The organism is Clavibacter phaseoli (assembly GCF_021922925.1).
GTDB classification, from domain to species: domain Bacteria; phylum Actinomycetota; class Actinomycetes; order Actinomycetales; family Microbacteriaceae; genus Clavibacter; species Clavibacter phaseoli.
On record NZ_CP040786.1, the window covers coordinates 782,646 to 799,821 of the forward strand.

At 74.6% G+C, this 17,176-nt stretch carries 17 protein-coding genes; 6 read left to right on the top strand and 11 right to left on the bottom strand.

Going from position 1 to position 17,176, the window contains the following annotated elements; all coding sequences use genetic code 11:
* The first annotated feature begins 17 nt into the window (after positions 1-17).
* On the top strand, positions 18-971 hold the full coding sequence (locus tag FGI33_RS03665) for an NUDIX domain-containing protein (RefSeq protein ID WP_237582285.1): 954 nt from the start codon (positions 18-20) through the stop codon (positions 969-971).
* On the opposite strand, the gene FGI33_RS03670 is transcribed toward FGI33_RS03665, so the two are convergent.
* The 5 genes from FGI33_RS03670 to FGI33_RS03690 are packed head-to-tail and all read right to left on the bottom strand — an operon-like array spanning position 968 to position 6,707.
* Positions 968-2,560 carry an inositol monophosphatase family protein gene (locus FGI33_RS03670; RefSeq protein ID WP_237582286.1) on the bottom strand — a complete coding sequence of 531 codons (1,593 nt, stop codon included), beginning with the start codon at positions 2,558-2,560 and terminating at the stop codon, positions 968-970. The genes FGI33_RS03665 and FGI33_RS03670 overlap by 4 nt on opposite strands.
* Positions 2,557-3,726: an ABC transporter ATP-binding protein gene (locus tag FGI33_RS03675; protein WP_119435320.1), complete on the bottom strand. Its 1,170-nt coding sequence runs from the start codon at positions 3,724-3,726 to the stop codon at positions 2,557-2,559. The genes FGI33_RS03670 and FGI33_RS03675 overlap by 4 nt, the downstream gene beginning before the upstream one ends.
* Positions 3,727-3,733: 7 nt before the next feature.
* Entirely contained in the window at positions 3,734-4,549 is an 816-nt protein-coding gene (locus tag FGI33_RS03680; protein ID WP_119435321.1) for an ABC transporter permease, read from the bottom strand.
* The gene (locus FGI33_RS03685) at positions 4,549-5,502 is read right to left on the bottom strand and encodes an ABC transporter permease (protein WP_237582288.1); all 954 of its coding nucleotides are present in this window, start codon (positions 5,500-5,502) and stop codon (positions 4,549-4,551) included. Before FGI33_RS03685 ends, FGI33_RS03680 begins: the two co-directional genes overlap by 1 nt.
* On the bottom strand, positions 5,499-6,707 hold the full coding sequence (locus tag FGI33_RS03690; RefSeq protein WP_237582289.1) for an extracellular solute-binding protein: 1,209 nt from the start codon (positions 6,705-6,707) through the stop codon (positions 5,499-5,501). Before FGI33_RS03690 ends, FGI33_RS03685 begins: the two co-directional genes overlap by 4 nt.
* Before the next feature lie 112 nt (positions 6,708-6,819).
* On the opposite strand from FGI33_RS03690, the gene FGI33_RS03695 reads away from it, so the two are divergent.
* Positions 6,820-7,893, top strand: coding sequence for a LacI family DNA-binding transcriptional regulator (locus FGI33_RS03695; protein ID WP_119434990.1), 1,074 nt, complete (start codon positions 6,820-6,822; stop codon positions 7,891-7,893).
* A 24-nt stretch (positions 7,894-7,917) separates the two neighbouring features.
* Here the strand turns inward: FGI33_RS03695 and FGI33_RS03700 are convergent, their stop codons facing one another.
* The 5 genes from FGI33_RS03700 to FGI33_RS03720 form a co-directional block, all read right to left on the bottom strand.
* Positions 7,918-8,778, bottom strand: a complete 861-nt coding sequence (locus FGI33_RS03700; RefSeq protein ID WP_119434991.1) for a DUF3097 domain-containing protein — start codon at positions 8,776-8,778, stop codon at positions 7,918-7,920.
* Positions 8,775-9,008: a hypothetical protein gene (locus tag FGI33_RS03705; protein WP_174239723.1), complete on the bottom strand. Its 234-nt coding sequence runs from the start codon at positions 9,006-9,008 to the stop codon at positions 8,775-8,777. The genes FGI33_RS03700 and FGI33_RS03705 overlap by 4 nt, the downstream gene beginning before the upstream one ends.
* Before the next feature lie 39 nt (positions 9,009-9,047).
* On the bottom strand, positions 9,048-10,094 hold the full coding sequence (locus FGI33_RS03710; protein WP_237582290.1) for a M4 family metallopeptidase: 1,047 nt from the start codon (positions 10,092-10,094) through the stop codon (positions 9,048-9,050).
* Positions 10,095-10,186: 92 nt separating this feature from the next.
* The gene (locus FGI33_RS03715) at positions 10,187-10,888 is read right to left on the bottom strand and encodes a response regulator (RefSeq protein ID WP_237582291.1); all 702 of its coding nucleotides are present in this window, start codon (positions 10,886-10,888) and stop codon (positions 10,187-10,189) included.
* Entirely contained in the window at positions 10,885-12,636 is a 1,752-nt protein-coding gene (locus FGI33_RS03720) for a sensor histidine kinase (RefSeq protein WP_237582292.1), read from the bottom strand. Before FGI33_RS03720 ends, FGI33_RS03715 begins: the two co-directional genes overlap by 4 nt.
* 141 nt (positions 12,637-12,777) lie before the next feature.
* Between FGI33_RS03720 and FGI33_RS03725 the strand changes: the two genes are divergently transcribed.
* From FGI33_RS03725 to FGI33_RS03740, 4 genes are all read left to right on the top strand, one after another.
* Positions 12,778-14,163: a cation:dicarboxylate symporter family transporter gene (locus tag FGI33_RS03725; protein WP_119433741.1), complete on the top strand. Its 1,386-nt coding sequence runs from the start codon at positions 12,778-12,780 to the stop codon at positions 14,161-14,163.
* An 88-nt stretch (positions 14,164-14,251) separates the two neighbouring features.
* Positions 14,252-14,734: an FHA domain-containing protein gene (locus FGI33_RS03730; RefSeq protein ID WP_012038571.1), complete on the top strand. Its 483-nt coding sequence runs from the start codon at positions 14,252-14,254 to the stop codon at positions 14,732-14,734.
* Positions 14,734-15,435, top strand: coding sequence for a transcriptional regulator FtsR (gene ftsR, locus FGI33_RS03735; protein ID WP_119433742.1), 702 nt, complete (start codon positions 14,734-14,736; stop codon positions 15,433-15,435). The genes FGI33_RS03730 and ftsR overlap by 1 nt, the downstream gene beginning before the upstream one ends.
* Before the next feature lie 265 nt (positions 15,436-15,700).
* A complete protein-coding gene (locus tag FGI33_RS03740; protein ID WP_012038569.1) occupies positions 15,701-16,243 on the top strand; it encodes a MerR family transcriptional regulator in 543 nt (180 codons plus the stop codon).
* A gap of 93 nt (positions 16,244-16,336) precedes the next feature.
* Here FGI33_RS03740 and FGI33_RS03745 read toward each other — a convergent pair whose 3' ends face one another.
* Positions 16,337-17,149 carry a ParA family protein gene (locus FGI33_RS03745; protein WP_045528295.1) on the bottom strand — a complete coding sequence of 271 codons (813 nt, stop codon included), beginning with the start codon at positions 17,147-17,149 and terminating at the stop codon, positions 16,337-16,339.
* Positions 17,150-17,176 lie beyond the last annotated feature (27 nt).

The following is a 17,176-nucleotide window of genomic DNA, read 5'->3' on the forward strand; positions in this document are numbered from 1 at the left end:
CGTGAGATGGTGAGTCCATGACCGCCGATCGCCCGCCCGAGCCCCCGCGCGGGGCGCATCGCGACAGCGGGGACGCGTGGGTCGAGGGCCCCGACGGCCAGCGCTTCTGGGGCGCGTTCGGCGCGGCGGGCCTGCTCGTGCACGACCCGGATCGCGGCGTCCTCCTCCAGCACCGCGTCGCGTGGAGCCATCACGGCGGCACGTGGGGCCTTCCCGGCGGCGCGCGGCACGCGGGCGAGTCCGCGGTCGACGGCGCGGCGCGCGAGGCGGCCGAGGAGGCGGGGGTGCCGCCCGCGGGGATCCGGCCCGTGCTCGCGACCGTGCTCGACCTCGGCTTCTGGAGCTACACGACCGTCACCGCGCGCACCGTCCGCCCGTTCGAACCGCGCGTCGCGGACGCCGAGAGCATCGAGCTGCGCTGGGTGCCGGTCGAGGAGGTCGACGGCCGCGAGCTGCACCCGGGGTTCGGCCGGGCCTGGCCCATGCTGCGCGCCGAGCTCGAGCGCGAGGTCACGCTGGTCGTCGACACGGCCAACCTGCTCGGCTCCCGGCCGGACGGCTGGTGGCGCGACCGCGCCGGATCCACCTCCCGCCTCCTCGCCGAGCTCGACGCCCTGGCGCGCGACGGCCTCCCCGCCGCCGACCTCGGCCTGCCGGGCGACATCAGGTGGCCGGACGTCGTGGCCGTCGTGGAGGGGCACGCGCGGGACGCGTCGCTGCCCGCGACGCCCGTCGATCCCGCCTCGCCGACGCTCCGGGCGCCCGGCGTCGCCGTGGTCGAGGCCGCGGCGGACGGCGACGGCGAGATCGTGCGCGTCGTCGGCGCGGCCCGGGACGGCGGCCGCGAGGTCGTCGTCGTCACGGCGGACCGCGGGCTCGTGGCGCGGGTCGAGGCGCTCGGCGCCCGGGTCATCGGGCCCGGTCGGGTCCGCGCGCTGCTCGACGCGCGCGCGGACCGCGACGCGGGCTAGGCGGCCGGAGCCGGCTCGGCGGCCCGACGCGACGGCAGCGCGGAAGACGCCGCCTCGCCGATCCCCGCGCGCCAGAGCGCGTGCAGGGCGAGGGCGGTCGCCCGGTCGCGGGCCGCGAGCACGCCGCCCGACGCCGGGAACAGCGTGTCCTCGCCGTCCGCGTCGAGCACCACGCCGCCGGCCTCCCGCACGATCAGCGTCGCCGCGAGGTGGTCGACCGGCCCGAACGATCCGATGACCGCGCCCGCGCCGTGGCCGAGCGCGATGCCCGCGACCGTGAGGGTGCCGGATCCCATGATCCGCGTGGTGCACCAGCGCGCGGCGAGCGCGTCGAGCAGCGGCAGCATGCCCGGCCAGGGCGCGTGCCCCGCGAGCTCGGTGCTCACCATCCGGCCGCGGAGCGGATCCGCGTCCGGCGCGTGCACGCCGCCCGGCTCGGCGGTCAGGTCGAGGCGCGCGCCGGCGGACCAGGCGCCCTCGCCGGCGGCGGCCTCGACGACCGTGCCGCGCCAGGGATCCGCCACGACGCCCACCACGGGCGCGCCGTCGACCACGAGGGCGAGCGAGAAGCTCGTCCACGGCACGCCGTTCGCGAGGTTCGCGGTGCCGTCGACCGGATCGAGGTACCAGCACGGGCGGCCCGGCACGGCCTCGCCGCCGTACTCCTCGCCGACGAGCACGTGGTGCGGGAACTGCGCGCCGACGACCGCGCGCACGTCGCGCTCGACGGCCCGGTCGATCTCCGTCACGTGGTCCGCGGGGTTCGCCTTCGTCGTGACCGCGCCGACCGCGTGCGAGCGCACGTGGTGCACGGCGCGCGCGGCGAGGTCGCGCGCCGCGGCACGCGCCCGGGCGCGCTCGGCGGCGGGGGCGGCCGCGCGCGCGTCGGCCTCGACGGGGTCCTCGGCGCGGCGCGCGAGCACGTCGAGCAGCGTCGGCAGGTCGTTCGTGGTGATCGCGTCCACTCCGATGGACGCCAACCACTCCATCTGCGGGCGCTCGTCCACGGTCCAGCACGTGACGCCGGCGCCCCGCGCGTGCACGGCGTCGACGAGCGCGCGGCCGACGAGGAGGTGCGGCATGTTGACCACCGCGGGCCGGAGCTCCGCGAGGTCGTCGGCGGTCGGCGGCTGGGGGGCGGCCCACGGCAGCCAGATCACGGCGTCCGGGTCGAGCTCGCGGATCGCGCGCATGCCGTCGAGGTGCCCGCACCAGGCGACGCGCGGCGTGCGCGGCGCGGTGGCGACGACCGCGTGGGCGGCCGCGGCGGGAGCCCCGGACGCCATGTCGATCACGAGCTCGACGTCCGTGCCCGAGAGGAGCTCGAGCGCGTCGGCGAGGAGCGGGATCCGGAGGTCGCCGCCGCCGAGCGCCCGCACGTCGGCGAGGTCGAGGTCCGCGACCCGCGCGTCCACGCCCCAGAGGCGCGCGAGCGTGTCGTCGTGGAGGAGGACGACCTGGCCGTCGCGCGTGACGTGGACGTCGACCTCGACCGTCCGCGCGCCGGCCTCGGCCGCCGAGCGGATGGCCGCGAGCGTGTTCTCGCGGTGCCGGGAGGAGTCGCCGCGGTGCGCGGTCGCGGCGGTCATCGCGCGGAGTCCGACGAGGCGGCGGCGGGGGCGGCGGCGCCGTCCGGCACGAGGATCCCGTCCCGGTACTGCCGCACCCCGCGGAGCGTCACGGTGCCGGCCTCGCCGACCGCGGGCGCGGATCCGGTGACGAGGGCCCGCACCTCCACGCCGCCCGCGTCGAGCACGAGCTCCTGGAAGTGGCCGTGCGGCAGCACCCGTCGGACGACCACGGACGTGGCGTCGGACGCGGGCCGGGACCCGCGCGGCGCGTAGTCGACGTCCTCCGGGCGGACCGCCCAGACGTCGGCGTCGGCCGAGGTCGGGACGAAGGCCGCGGGCGCCCCGGCCGTGAGCGTCTCGGGCGTCGTGCCCTGCAGGCGCGGCGCGGGGAGCAGGTTCATGCTGCCGATGAACGACGCGACCACGAGGGTCCGCGGCCGGGCGTACAGCTCGGTCGGGGCGGACACCTGCTCGATGCGGCCCTGGTGCATCACGGCGACCCGGTCGGAGATGGCGAGCGCCTCGTCCTGGTCGTGCGTGACCATCACGGTCGTGATCCCCAGGCGCTGCTGGATGTCGCGGATCTCCTCCCGCACCTTCACGCGCAGCTTCGCGTCGAGGTTCGACAGCGGCTCGTCGAGGAGCAGCAGGTCGGGCTCCTGCACGATCGCGCGGGCGAGCGCGGCGCGCTGCTGCTCGCCGCCGGAGATGTGCGCGGGCCGCGAGTGCGCGTGGTGCGCGAGGTTCACGGTCTCGAGCGCGGCCATGACCCGGCGGGCCACCTCGTCCTTGGGCAGCTTCCGCAGCGTGAGCGGGAAGGCCACGTTCTTGTAGACGGTGAGGTGCGGCCAGAGCGCGTAGTTCTGGAACACCATCGCGCTCGGCCGCTTGTCGGGTCCCGCGGCCGTGACGTCGCGGCCGCCGATGACCACGGATCCGCGGTCGGGCTCGAGGAACCCCGCGATCATGCGGAGCGTCGTCGTCTTGCCGCAGCCCGACGGGCCGAGGAGCGCGACGAGCTCGCCGCGCGCGACGTCGAGGTGGAGGTCGTCGACGATGGTGCGGCCGCCGAGGTCCTTGGAGAGGCCGGCGACGACGAGGCCGGACGGCGCGGCCGTCGCGGTGCCGTCGTCGTCGGCGCGCGAGGGAGCGACGGTCGTGGGGGAGGGTGCGGATGCGGTCATGGCCGGCCTAACGGATCTGGAAGCCCTCGGCCAGACGCCCGCCCATGATGTGGCGGCGGGCGAGCAGGAGGAGGGCGACGGAGGGGACGGAGAGGAGGATCGCGAACACGGCGGCGACCTGCTTCGGGTGGTTGAGGACGAGCGAGTACATCTCGGTCGGCATCGTCATGTAGACGGGCGCGCCCACGAGGTACGTGCCCTGCGCCTCGTCGAAGGCGGCGAGGAACGACATGAGGACGGCCACGAGGATGCCCGGCAGCGCGAGCGGCAGGGTGACGTGCAGGAACGTCCGCACCCGCCCGGCGCCGGCGTCGCGCGCGGCCTCCTCGAGGGAGCGGGGCACGGCGCTGAACGCGGCGGCCGGGATCCAGGTCATGAACACGACCGTGCCGATGAGCTGCACGATGACGATGCCCGTGATCGTGTTCATGAGGTGGAGCCCGTAGAACAGCGACGCCATCGACACGAACAGCCCCATCTTGGGGAACGCGTTGGTGGCGAACAGGCCCACCAGCAGGATCCGCCGGCCCGGGAACTCGAACCGGGAGAACGCGTACGCGGCCGGCAGGCAGACGAGCGCCGAGACGAGCACCGTGATGGGCGCGAAGTACAGCGAGTTGCGGACGGCCGCGGCGAGCTCGGCGTCCTCGAACACCACGCGCCACCAGTCGAGCGTGAGCCCGGCGGGGACGAGGCTCGGGTAGTCCCAGCTCGTCGCGAACGCGTGCGCCGCGAGCCAGAGCAGCGGGCCGAGGATGAAGACCGCGACGACCGCGAACAGGGCCGCCTGGATCCAGCCGCGGGCGGAGAGGAGCGCGCGCATCAGACCCGGCCCTCCTTCTTCGCCGAGCGGAAGTTGGCCCGCACGTAGAGGAACGCGATGCCGGAGGCGAGCACGAAGACCACGACCGCCATCACGATCGACTGCTGCGGGTGGTTGAAGCCCGTGAAGTACTTCGAGATGTCGACGCCGAGCATGCTGGGCGCGTTCGGTCCCGTGAAGTACGGCACGGTGAACGAGCCGAGCACGCCGATCGCCGTGAAGGTCGTCGCGATGACGAGCGGGATCGCGGCGAGCGGCACGAGCACGCGCGTGACGATGGCCCAGGTCGATGCGCCCGCGTCGCGCGCGGCCTCGATCATGGCGTCGGGGATGCCCTGCACGCCGGAGGTCGCCATGAGCGTGGCGAACGGGAGGCTCGTCCAGACGGATCCGATGACCACCGCGACGGTCGTGTAGCCCCACGTCGGTCCCTCGAGGCCGACGAGCGCGAAGACCGTGCGCACGAAGCCGTCGCCCGAGTAGAAGGTGAGGATCGCCCACGACGCGATGACGACGGGGATGAACAGGGGCACGATCGCGAGCCCGGCGAAGAGCGACGCGAGCCGGCCGCCGCGGAGGCGCAGGTTGAGCGCGATCGCGAGCGACAGGGCGATGACGATCGCGGTGGACACCACGGTCACGAGCACGGTGACGCCGAGGTCGCGGAGGAACCGCGGGTCGGTGAACACGTCGACGTAGGCGTCGGGCGTGCCCCACCAGCTCGTGGCGGTGCGCGTGCCGAGGCCGATCGTGGCGATGGTGCTGTTGAGCCCGCCCGTGTTGCCGAGGCTGAAGCCGATGGCGAGGACGACGGGGATCCCGACGAACACCGCGAGCAGGAGCGCGGGCGGGAGGGCGAGCGCCAGGCCGACGCCGGCGCGGCGGGTCTCCGGGGAGACCCGCCGCGCTCGGGCGGCCCGGGCGGCGGGGGCCGCCGTCCGGACGGCCGTCACTGGCCGGGGACCTTCTGGTCCCACAGGTTCGACATGTCCGACGCCATCTTGCTGTAGTAGCCGGGGCGGAGGGTCGACGGGTCGGCCGAGGCGAACTGCGACCTGAGGTCGTCGGGCACCTGGTCGAGCGAGATCACGGGGTAGCCCGCGATGGTGCTCGCGATGATGGCCTGGCCCTCGGAGGAGAGGACGTAGTCGGCCAGCTCCTGCGCGACGTCCGCGTGCTCGGCCGTCTTCGGGATGCCGAGGAAGGACGCGCTGCCGGTGAAGGCCGGGTCGGAGATCTGCGCGTACTTGACGGTCGCGGGCAGCGTGCCCGACTTCTGGGCGGTGATGACCTGGTCGCTCCAGACCGGGGCCATCTCGATGGCGCCCGTGCCGAGCAGGTCGAGCACCTGGTTGTTGCCGTTGGGGTAGACGCCGCCCTGGTACATGGCGGAGTTGAGCCCCTTGAGCTCGTCGAAGCCCGCGTCCCACGAGACCTCGAGCGACTGGTCGTAGCCGGTCGTCATCTTCTCGCGCGTCGCGTCGTCGACGTGGGTGTCGAGGACGGTGGTGACGAAGGCCGCGCCGGACCCGCCCGTGGAGGGGGAGTTGTAGGCGAACTCGCCGGGGTTGGCCTGGATCCAGGAGAGCAGGTCGGACAGCGTCCTCGGCGGATCGGTCACCTTCGTGGAGTCGTAGGCGAGCAGCACGGAGGAGGCGCGGTAGGGGATCCCGAAGCCGCCGCCGGACTTGACCGTCGAGTCGGGCACGGTCGCGAGATTCGGGATGGTGTCGGCCGAGACGGGGGCGAGGAGCCCGCCGGAGCCGGCCGCGGCGGTGAAGCCCGCGTCGATGAGGTCGTAGCCGGGGTCGGATCCACCCTGTACCGAGCTCGTGAGCGTGGCCATGGTCTGCGCGTCGTGCTCGCCGTGGAGGTCGAGCGTCGTGGTGACGGACGCGCCGGGGTTGGCCTTCTCGAACGCGGGGATGATCCCGTCGTCCCAGAGGGCCTGGACGTTGGTGTCGCCGGAGATGAAGACGCGGGCGGTGCCCGAGGCGTCGGTGACGGCGTGGTTCTGGGCCTGGGCCTGGGTGCTCGTGGTGGGAGCGCAGCCGGCGAGCGCGACCGCGGCGGACGCGGCGGCGGCGAGGGCGAGGAGATGACGGCGGGGGATCACGGGTCGGGTGTCCTTCTGCTGGGGGAGCGATGCGGATCGCATCGTTTCGATGGTGCGGGGCGGCGGTGGCCCGACGGTGAACGGGACGTGGCGATCGGGCCCCCCGGCGACGAACGCGCCCGATGGCCGCCGCGGCCTGAATAGGGTGAGGCGCATGAGGAGGAACCCGCCGCGCACCTCCGTGACCCTCGCCGACGTGGCCGCGCTCGCGGGCGTCTCCACCTCCACCGCCTCGCTCGCGTACCGCAACACCGGCTCGATCACGCCCGCCACCCGCGCCCGGATCCTGCGCGCCGCGGCCAGCATCGGCTACGCGGGGCCGGACCCCACGGCGCGCTCCCTGAAGAGCGGCCGCTCCGGCATCGTGGGCGTCGTCGTCGCGGGCAGCATCCGCCGGGCGTTCCAGAACCCGGTCGCGCTCGCGACCATGGCGGGCCTCAGCGAGGCGCTCGACGAGCTGGACGTGGGCCAGCTGCTGCTGCCGGGCCGGCGGGAGCCGCGCGCCGGATCCGCGCCCCTGCTCGACGGCATGCCCGTCGACGCCGTGGTGTTCCTCACGCGCGGCGAGGAGGTGGACGCGCTCCTGCCCGGCCTCCGCGCGCGCCGGATCCCCATGGTCGGCGTCGAGGGCCCGCACGGGGAGGGCGTCGCCGTCGTCGACATCGACGACGCGCGCGGCATGGGTGAGCTCGCCCGCCACGTGCGCGCGCTCGGCCACCGTCGCGTCGCCGTGCTGATGCGCACCACGCGGATCGAGGAGGACGGCCCGCCCGGACCCGTGCTGCCCGTCGGCCGCGACCTCGAGGAGATCGTCAACCGCACGATCCGGGAGCGCCTCCGCGCCGCGTGGAGCGTCTTCCCCGACGCCGTGCGCGTGGAGGCGGGCGGGCGCGACCTGGAGGCGGGGGAGCGCGCCGCGGGCGTGCTGCTCGACCTGCCGTCGCGGCCCACGGCGATCCTCGCCCAGAACGACATGCTCGCCGCGAGCGCCATCCGCGCCGCCGCCCAGCGCGGGCTGCGCGTGCCGGAGGACCTCACGGTCACGGGCTTCGACGGCGCGCACCTGCCGTGGCTCGAGCGTCGGCTCACCACCGTGGAGCAGCCGCTGCACGACCGCGGGGTGCGCGCCGGGCGCATGGTCGGCGAGCTGCTCGCGGGCCGGACGCCGGCGGACGTCGTGCTGCCGGTGCACGTCCGCATCGGCGACACGGCGGCGGCGCCCGCCTGATGCGCCGCGCCGCGGTCCTGCGCGCTAGCGTCCCGCGGGATCCGTCACGAAGTCGATGAGCTGCTCCACGCGGCCGAGGAGCGCCGGCTCCAGGTCCTGGTACGAGCGCACCTGCCCGAGGATCCGCTGCCACGCCCGCGCGATGTCCGCCTGCTCGTCGTGGGGCCAGCCGAGCGCGGCGCAGATCCCGTGCTTCCACTCGACGTTCCGGGGGATCACGGGCCACTCGCGCAGACCCAGGCGCGCGGGCTTCACCGACTGCCAGACGTCGACGTAGGGGTGGCCGACCACGAGGGCGTGCGCGCGGTGCGGCCCACGGGCGACGGCCTCGGCGATCCGGCTCTCCTTCGATCCCGTCACGAGGTGGTCGACGAGCACGCCCACGCGCCGCCCCTTCCCGGGGCGGAAGCGGTTGAGCTCCTCGTCGAGGTGGTCGACGCCCTCGAGGTACTCGACCACGACGCCCTCGATCCGGAGGTCCTCGCCCCACACCTTCTCCACGAGCTCGGCGTCGTGCCGGCCCTCCACGAAGATCCGGCTGGGGAGGGCGACGCGGGCCTGCCGATCGGCGACGGCGAGCGACCCGGAGGCCGTCCGCGCCGGGCCGGCTGGCGCGGCCCGGGGCACGCGGAGGGCGACGGGCTCGCCCTCGAGGAGGAACGACCCGCCGAGCGGGAACGTGCGCTGCTTGCGCCGGAAGTCCTCGAGCACGACCATGCCGGACTCGACGCGGACGATCGCGCCGCAGAACCCGGTCGACAGCTCCTCGACCACGAGGTCGCGCGTCGCGTCCTGCGGCCGCGGGGCCTTCCTCGCGGGCCCGCGCCAGCCGGCGGCGAGCACGTCCTGTCCGTAGCGGTCCTCGTCGAAGGGAGGCGGCGTCATCCTCCGAGGCTCTCACGGGACGCGTCGCGCACCCGGTCGACGAGCCGACGCCACGGGCCGTCGACCGCGGCCTCGCCGAGGCGCGCCTCGCGGTCCCCCGCGCGCACGAGGTAGACGAAGCGGTCGGCGCCCGGCGTGGGCACGGCGGGCTCGTCCCAGGGGCAGGCGTCGACGAGCTCGCCCCACTCGGACGCGGCGTCGTCCACGCGCACCGACCAGGTGCGGGTCATGCCCGCCATCCCGCCCGTGCGCGACACGGCGATCTCCACTTAGACCTCGATCCCGACGCCCTCCCACGCCGCCTGGACCGCGGCGACCTCGGACGCGCCCTCACCGTACCGCGCGGACGCGGCCTCGACGGTGGCCCGGGCGAAGGCGGGGAAGTCGGCGTCGGCGCGCACGGCACCGGCCTCGATCACGTCGTACCAGACGCGGCCCGCGCCCTCCCAGGCCTCGCCGCCGATCGCGGTGGCCGCGAGGAAGAACGCGCGGTTCGGGATCCCGGAGTTGATGTGGACGCCGCCGTTGTCCTCCTGGGTCTCCACGTAGTCGTCCATGTGCCCGGGCTGCGGGTCCTTCCCGAGCACGTCGTCGTCGTAGGCGGTGCCGGGCGCGCGCATCGAGCGGAGCGCGAGGCCCGTCGACCGGTCGAGGAACAGCTCGGCGCCGACGAGCCAGGTCGCCTCGTCGGCGGTCTGCCCGAGCGCGTGCTGCTCCACGAGCACGCCGAACACGTCCGAGATGGACTCGTTGAGCGCGCCCGACTGCCCCTGGTAGACGAGGCCGAGCGTGAGCTCGGTGACGCCGTGGGCCAGCTCGTGGCCGATGACCGTGAGCGAGCGCGTGAACGGCGCGAACACCTCGCCGTCGCCGTCGCCGAAGACCATGCGCGTGCCGTCCCAGAACGCGTTGTCGTACTCCTCGCCGTAGTGGACTGTCGCGAGCAGCGGCAGGCCGCGGTCGTCGAGCGACTCCCGGCCGTAGACCTCGGAGAAGAGGGAGTAGGTGGCGCCGAGCCCCGCGTAGGCCTCGTCGACCTGGGCGTCGCCGGTGTCGGGCGCGCCCTCGACGCGCACCGTGCGGCCCGGGAGCTCCTCGCGGTTCCCCGCGTCCGAGATGGTGCGGTGGATCCCCGACGGGTCCCGCTCGGCGAGCGCCGACGCGTCCGGCGCGGCGCCCGGCCCGCGCCGGTCGTGGATGAGCGGCCCCTGGTCGCGCAGGGCGCGGCGGGCGGCCTGGCGGGCGGCGGCCATGCGGTCGGGGTCGGCCTCGGCGAGGCGGGTCAGCAGGTACGGCGGGAGGATGGTGCGTCTCATGACCCGAGACTCGCACGGGGCGGCGACATCGTCACGGGTCGCGGCGGATCCGGCGCGGGGTCGCGCGACCGCGTCCCGTCGCGTACGGTGCGTCAGGTCGTCCAGCGGTACCCGAGCTCGGGCCGGCCGGGCGTCCCGTAGCGCGGCACCCGCTCCACCTGGCCGACGTCCGCGAGGTACTCGAGGTATCGGCGCGCGGTCACGCGCGACACGTCGAGCGCGCCCGACACCTCCGCCGCGGACACGCCGTCGGCGGCGGCCGCGGTCCCGTCGCGCCGCGCGATGCCGCGCACCAGGTCGAGCGTCTCCGTCGACATGCCCTTGGGGAGGCGGGCGTCGGACGCGGGGGAGCGGAGCGCGGCGAGCGCCCGGTCGACCTGCAGCTGCGTGGTGCTCCCGCCGCCCGCGCCGAGGCCGTCGCGGTAGCCGACGTACGCCGCCATCTTCTCGGCGAACGCCGCGAACGTGAACGGCTTGATGAGGTACTGCACGATGCCCGCGGTCACCGAGCTGCGGACGACGGCCTGGTCCCGCACCGCGGTCACGGCCACGACGTCGGTCGCGCGTCCGGCGGCCCGCAGTCGGCGGCAGACCTCGAGGCCGTGCATGTCGGGCAGCGTCATGTCGAGCAGCACCAGGTCGATCCCGTCGGGCCCCGCCTCGGCGACCAGCCGCAGCGCCTCGCCGCCCGTGTGCGCGACACCCGCGACCTCGAAGCCGTCGAGCCGGCCCACGTAGAGGGCGTGGGCCTCGGCGGTCAGCGCGTCGTCGTCCACGACCAGCACGCGGATCACGCGCGCACCCCGTCGTCGCGGGCGCCGGCCTCGTCACGGAGATCGGCCGCGTCGGCTCCCGGGGCGGCGGGATCCGCGGGCAGCACGACGCGCACGCGCGCCCCGCCCAGCCGCGCGTCCGCGTCGCCCACCTCGACGCGTCCGCCGAGCCGCGCGGCCGAGCGCGCCACGAGCGCGAGGCCCACGCCGCGCGGCCCGGCGTCGCCCGCCTTGGTCGTGACGCCGAACTCCAGCACGCGCGGCCGCACCGCGGGATCCACGCCCGGCCCGTCGTCCGCGACCTCGACGACGAGCCCGCCCGACTCCGTCCGCGACAGCGACAGCTCCACCCGTCCGCGGTCGTCCCCGCGCGCCGTCGCGACGGACGGGTCGGCCGCCGCGTCGATGGCGTTGTCGACGAGGTTCCCGACGATCGTCACGAGCTCCGTCGCGGGCACGCCCGGATCGCCCGTGCCCTCGGCCACGCGCACGGACAGCTCCACGCCGCGCTCGGCCGCCTGCGCCGTCTTGCCGCGCACGAGCGCCCGCACGACGGGATCCGCTTCTTCCGCGAGCCCGCCCTCCGACGCGCGCCGGTCGGTCTCGAGCTCGGAGGCCGCGAGGGCGAGCGCCTCGCGCGGCCGCTCCAGCTCGATGAGCGAGACGATCGTGTGCAGGCGGTTCGCGAACTCGTGCGTCTGCGCCCGCATGGCGTCCGAGAGGGTCCGCAGCGTCGCGAGCTCACCCGACAGGCGCTGGATCTCGGTGCGGTCGCGCAGCGTCGTCACCGTCCCCAGCCGCGCGGCGCTCCCCGTGCGGCCGGTCGGCAGCGCCGGTCGCTGCGTCACGACGAGCACGCGCCCGCTCGGCAGGTGGACGACCTCGTCGGCCGTGGTCCCCTCGAGGAGCAGCCGCTCGATCGCGGACGGCAGGCCGAGCGCGCGCACCTCGACGGGACCGGCGGCGGGATCCAGGTCCAGGTCGAGCAGCTCGGCCGCCTGGTCGTTGTGGAGCACGAGCCGCCGGTCGCGGTCGACGAGCACGATCCCCTCGCCGACCGAGTGCAGCACCGACTCGTAGTAGGCGAGCATGCGCGCCATCTCCTCGGGCCCGAGCCCCCACGTCGTCCGCTCGAGCGACCGGCTGAGGAGCACGGCGCCGGCCGCGAGAAGGAGCGCGAGCGCCCCGACCGTGCCGACGAGCCCCGGGAGGCGCGCGCCGAGCACCTCGGTCACGCGGTCGACGGTGACGCCGGCGGCGACCAGCCCGACGATGCCGCCGTCCGCGTCGCGCACGGGCACGACAGCGCGGACGCTCGGCCCGAGCGTCCCCGTGAAGGTCTCGGTCAGCGACCGCCCGGCCAGCGCGGGGCCCGTCGTGCCGAGGTACCTGCGGCCGATCTCGTCGGGGTCCGGGTGCGTCACGCGCACCGTGTCGCGGTCCATGATCGTGACGAAGTCGACACCGGTGTCGCGCGTCACGTCGAGGGAGTAGTCGAGGAGGGCGCCCGTGGGATCCGCGGACGCGAGGCCCTCCGCCACCCGCGGGGAGTCGGCCACGGTCGTCGCGACGGCGAGGCTCCGGTCCGCCGCGGCCTGCTCGGCGCGCTGCCGCGAGTCGGCCCAGAGCGCGGCGGTCGCGACGACCGCGACCAGCAGCAGGACCGCGAGCTGCACGACCAGGAGGCGTGCCGCGATCCCGCGGGGGAGGCCCACCCGGCGTCCCGACGGCGGGCGGCGGGACGGGTCGGCGAGCGCGCCTCCGGCCATGCTGCCCCCTCGCATCCGCGGCCGGCACCCGGCAGGAACATTATGAACACAACGCCGGGGCGCCCCCGCGCGTGGGTCATCCTGGCGGGGACCGCCTGGTGTACCCGTGCGCCGGCGCCGCTCACGAGACAAGGACGTCCCATGACCCACCCCATCGCCGCGCTCCGCCGCCTGGACCGCCAGCACTACCTCTACATCGCCGTCATCGTCGCGGTGATCCTCGGCGTCACGGTCGGCCTCGTCGCCCCCGAGACGGGCGTCGCGCTCAAGCCCGTCGGCGACGCGTTCGTGGCGCTCATCAAGATGATGATCGCGCCCATCATCTTCTGCACCATCGTGCTCGGCGTCGGCTCGGTCGCGAAGGCCGCCACCGTCGGCCGCGTCGGCGGGCTCGCGCTCCTCTACTTCATCGTCATGTCGACGTTCGCGCTCGCGATCGGGCTCCTGGTCGGCAACCTCATCCACCCGGGCGAGGGCCTCGACCTCAGCGGGCTGCGCGCCCCGGAGGGCTCGACGGAGGCGGCGGGCGAGACGGACTTCCTCCTCTCGATCATCCCGACCTCGCTGCTGTCCTCGCTCACGTCCGGCAGCATCCTGCAGACCCTGTTCGTCGCGCTCCTCGTCGGGTTCGCCCTGCAGCAGCTCGGGAAGCGCGGCGAGCCCGTGCTCGAGGGGATCCGCAACATCCAGATCCTCGTGTTCCGCATCCTCAGCATGGTGATGTGGGTGGCCCCGCTCGGCGCGTTCGGCGCCATCGCCGCGGTCGTCGGCGCCACCGGGTTCCAGGCGGTCATCAGCCTCGCGACCCTCATGGTCGGCTTCTACATCACGTGCGCGCTCTTCATCGTCGTGATCCTCGGCTCGCTCCTCTGGTTCGTCACCCGCGTCAGCATCTTCAAGCTGATGCGGTACCTCGGCCGCGAGTACCTCCTCATCGTCTCGACCTCCTCGTCCGAGGTCGCGCTGCCGCGCCTCATCGCGAAGATGGAGCACGTGGGCGTCTCCAAGCCCGTCGTCGGCATCACGGTCCCCACGGGCTACTCGTTCAACCTCGACGGCACGGCCATCTACCTCACGATGGCGTCCCTCTTCATCGCGAGCGCGCTCGGCAGCCCGCTGGCGCTCGGCGAGCAGGTCTCGCTCCTGGTGTTCATGATCATCGCGTCGAAGGGCGCGGCGGGCGTCACGGGCGCGGGCCTCGCGACCCTCGCGGGCGGCCTGCAGTCGCACCGCCCGGACCTCGTGGACGGCGTCGGCCTCATCGTCGGCATCGACCGCTTCATGTCCGAGGCGCGCGCGCTCACGAACTTCACCGGCAACGCCGTCGCGACGCTCCTCATCGGCACGTGGACGCGCGGCATCGACGCCGACCGCGTCGCCCTCGTGCTCGGCGGCGGCGACCCGTTCGACGAGAGGACCATGGGCACCGACCACGGGGACGACCTGGAGGCGCCGGCGGAGGCGCTGGAGGCCGACGTCACGCGGTCCGGCGAGCTCGGCGACGAGCCGCGCCGCGCCTCCCGCTGAGCCGGGTCGGGGCCACGCCCGGGTGCCGCCCGCCGTGGTCCCGGCCGTGTCCGATCCGTTACGCTGTCAGGTCACAGGAGGTACGACCATGGATGGACGCGAAGAGGGTCACGGCGCCACGCGCGTGCCCGAGCAGTACACGAGCACGGACACCACGGCCACCTTCCGCGATGAGCTCGGGGCGGCCCTCGCCGGCCTCGACGGCGCCGTCTCGGCCGAGGAGAAGGACGCCGTCACGGCGCTCCCCTCGGGATCCGCCCTCCTCGTCGTCCGCCGCGGCCCCAACCAGGGCGCGCGCTTCCTCCTCGACGCCGACGTCACGGTGGCCGGCCGCCACCCCGACGCCGACATCTTCCTCGACGACGTCACCGTGTCCCGCCGCCACGCGGAGTTCGTCCGGCAGGGCACGTCGTTCCAGGTCAAGGACCTGGGCTCGCTCAACGGCACCTACTTCGACGGCGTGCGGATCGACACCGCGCTCCTCCAGGACGGCGCGGAGGTGCAGGTCGGCAAGTTCCGCCTCACGTTCTACGCGTCGCGCACCGACCTCGTCGGCCGGACGAACGAGTAGTGCCGGCGTCCGCCGCCCGGTCGACGCCAGCCCGCACCCCCGGTCTCCTCAGCATCGGGCAGGTGCTGGCGCGCCTCACGCCGGAGTTCCCCGACCTCACCAACAGCAAGCTCCGCTTCCTCGAGGAGCAGGGCCTCGTCCAGCCGTCCCGCACGGAGTCCGGCTACCGCAAGTTCAGCCCCGCCGACGTCGAGCGCCTGCGCACCGTCCTCGGGATGCAGCGCGACCACTACCTCCCGCTCAAGGTCATCCGCTCCTACCTGCACGACCTCGACGCCGGGCTCTCGCCCGCGCTCCCCGGCGGTACGCCGGTCCCGCAGTCCTCCATGCTCGACCAGGAGCGCCGCTACAGCCGCGCCGAGCTCGTGCGCGAGTCCGGCGCCACCGCCCCGCTCCTCGGGGACGCCATCACGGCCGGCGTGCTCATGCCGGCGGAGGTCTACAGCGAGGACGCCGTGCAGGTGATGCGCGCGCTCGTCGAGCTGCAGCGCACCGGGATCGAGCCGCGCCACCTCCGCGGCTTCCGCCAGGCGGCGGAGCGCGAGCTCAGCCTGATCGAGTCGGCGCTGGTGCCCGTGTCGCGCCGCCGCGACGCGTCCAGCCGGGCGCACGCCGCGGAGCTGGCCCGCGAGATCGCCACGCAGCTCGAGGTCGTGCGGGGGAGCCTCATCCGCTCCGCCCTCGGCCGCCTCTCCTCCTGAGCGCCCCCGCGCCGACGGGCGCCGCCCGTAGACTGACGTGTCCGCACGGGGCCGTCCGCACGCCGCACGGGCCCGTCGGGACCGGTCGATGCGCACCCCCGACGGGGGCGCGACGGTGGGCCGGGACGACACGCCGGGCTGTTCCGCCGGATGTCGTTGATCGGGCCCGCGGGCCCCGCTACCGTGAGAGCACGATCCCGACGAACCGACCCGAGCAGCGCGCGAACCCCACCGGGGCGAGCGCTGAGGGGTGGAAGGCAGAACGATGAGCGACTCCACCCCGGACTCCGGGCGCTACGACCTCGGTCTGCTCTTCACCGACGGCCTCCCCGAGATGGACGCGAGCGCGGGCTACCGCGGCGCCGTCGCGGCCCGCGCCGCCGGGATCACCTACCGCCAGCTCGACTACTGGGCCCGCACCGGCCTCGTCGAGCCCACCGTCCGCGGGGCCTCCGGCTCCGGCACCCAGCGCCTCTACGGCTTCCGCGACATCCTCGTCCTCAAGCTCGTCAAGCGCCTCCTCGACACCGGCATCTCGCTACAGCAGATCCGCACCGCCGTGAACCAGCTCCGCGAGTCCGGCGTCGTCGACCTCGCGCAGACCACGCTCATGAGCGACGGCGCCAGCGTCTACCTCTGCACCAGCAACGACGAGGTCATCGACCTCGTCAGCCGCGGCCAGGGCGTGTTCGGCATCGCCGTCGGCAAGGTCCTCCGCGAGGTCGAGCACTCCCTCGTCGAGATCGACACGCAGACCGTGGATCCCACCGACGAGCTCGCCGCCCGCCGCGCCGTCAAGGCGTCCTAGGCCCGAGCGCACCCTCGGACCGCCCGGCTCAACCTCTCGAGACGACGGACGCCGCCCCTCGAGGAGGAGCGGCGCGGGTCGAAGCGGAGCGGTTCAGCGCGCGGCGTTCTCCGCGTAGTCGCCGATCTTCGCCGTGCGCATGATGCGCTCGAGCAGCTGGTCGAAGTTGCGCGCCATCTCCTGCGCGCTCTCGCCGGGCCACACGTGCAGCGGCTTCGCGGCGCCCTGCGCCTGCTGGAGCGACGTGCGCTCGGGCAGCTGGGGGCTGAGCACGAGCGGTCCGAACATGTCGCGGAGCTCCTTGATGCGGAACTGGTGCTCGAGCGACTGGACGCGGGCGCGGTTGACGATGATGCCGAGGGGCTGCAGGCGCGGGGAGAGGCCGCGGCGGATCTCCTCGATGGCGCGGAGCGCGCGGTCCGCGGCGGCGACGGAGAAGAGGCCGGGCTCGGTGACGACCGTCACGCGGTCGCTGGCGGCCCACGCGGTGCGCGTGAGGGCGTTGAGGGAGGGCGCGCAGTCGATGAGCACGAGGTCGTAGTCGGCCTCGACGTTCGCGAGGGCCTCCTCGAGCTTCCAGATGTCGCGGATGCTGGGGTGCGGGCCGTCGAAGTTGATGGCGGACGGGCTGCCGATCATGACGTCGATGGTGCCGGTGCGGCCCTTGGTCCAGCCGCTGGGCGCGATGGCCGCGCGGACGATCTTCTCCTTGGGGGAGGCGAGGACGTCGGCGACGTTGAGGTGGCCGGCGACCTGGATGTCCATTCCCGTGGACACGTCGGCCTGCGGGTCGAGGTCGACCACGAGGGTCCTCAAGCCGCGGGAGAAGGCGGCGGACGCCAGTCCCAGGGTCACTGTGGTCTTTCCCACGCCCCCCTTGAGGGAGCTGACGCTCAGTACATGCACGAGGGAGAGGCTACCGTCGATACTCTG

What these genes read in the sequence shown, in the direction of transcription:
- FGI33_RS03665 (WP_237582285.1), top strand. Translation starts at nt 18, where the DNA reads ATGACCGCCGATCGCCCGCCCGAGCCCCCGCGCGGGGCGCATCGCGAC.
- FGI33_RS03670 (WP_237582286.1), bottom strand. Translation starts at nt 2,560, where the DNA reads ATGACCGCCGCGACCGCGCACCGCGGCGACTCCTCCCGGCACCGCGAG.
- FGI33_RS03675 (WP_119435320.1), bottom strand. Translation starts at nt 3,726, where the DNA reads ATGACCGCATCCGCACCCTCCCCCACGACCGTCGCTCCCTCGCGCGCC.
- FGI33_RS03680 (WP_119435321.1), bottom strand. Translation starts at nt 4,549, where the DNA reads ATGCGCGCGCTCCTCTCCGCCCGCGGCTGGATCCAGGCGGCCCTGTTC.
- FGI33_RS03690 (WP_237582289.1), bottom strand. Translation starts at nt 6,707, where the DNA reads ATGCGATCCGCATCGCTCCCCCAGCAGAAGGACACCCGACCCGTGATC.
- FGI33_RS03695 (WP_119434990.1), top strand. Translation starts at nt 6,820, where the DNA reads ATGAGGAGGAACCCGCCGCGCACCTCCGTGACCCTCGCCGACGTGGCC.
- FGI33_RS03700 (WP_119434991.1), bottom strand. Translation starts at nt 8,778, where the DNA reads ATGACGCCGCCTCCCTTCGACGAGGACCGCTACGGACAGGACGTGCTC.
- FGI33_RS03705 (WP_174239723.1), bottom strand. Translation starts at nt 9,008, where the DNA reads ATGACCCGCACCTGGTCGGTGCGCGTGGACGACGCCGCGTCCGAGTGG.
- FGI33_RS03710 (WP_237582290.1), bottom strand. Translation starts at nt 10,094, where the DNA reads ATGAGACGCACCATCCTCCCGCCGTACCTGCTGACCCGCCTCGCCGAG.
- FGI33_RS03720 (WP_237582292.1), bottom strand. Translation starts at nt 12,636, where the DNA reads ATGGCCGGAGGCGCGCTCGCCGACCCGTCCCGCCGCCCGCCGTCGGGA.
- FGI33_RS03725 (WP_119433741.1), top strand. Translation starts at nt 12,778, where the DNA reads ATGACCCACCCCATCGCCGCGCTCCGCCGCCTGGACCGCCAGCACTAC.
- FGI33_RS03730 (WP_012038571.1), top strand. Translation starts at nt 14,252, where the DNA reads ATGGATGGACGCGAAGAGGGTCACGGCGCCACGCGCGTGCCCGAGCAG.
- FGI33_RS03740 (WP_012038569.1), top strand. Translation starts at nt 15,701, where the DNA reads ATGAGCGACTCCACCCCGGACTCCGGGCGCTACGACCTCGGTCTGCTC.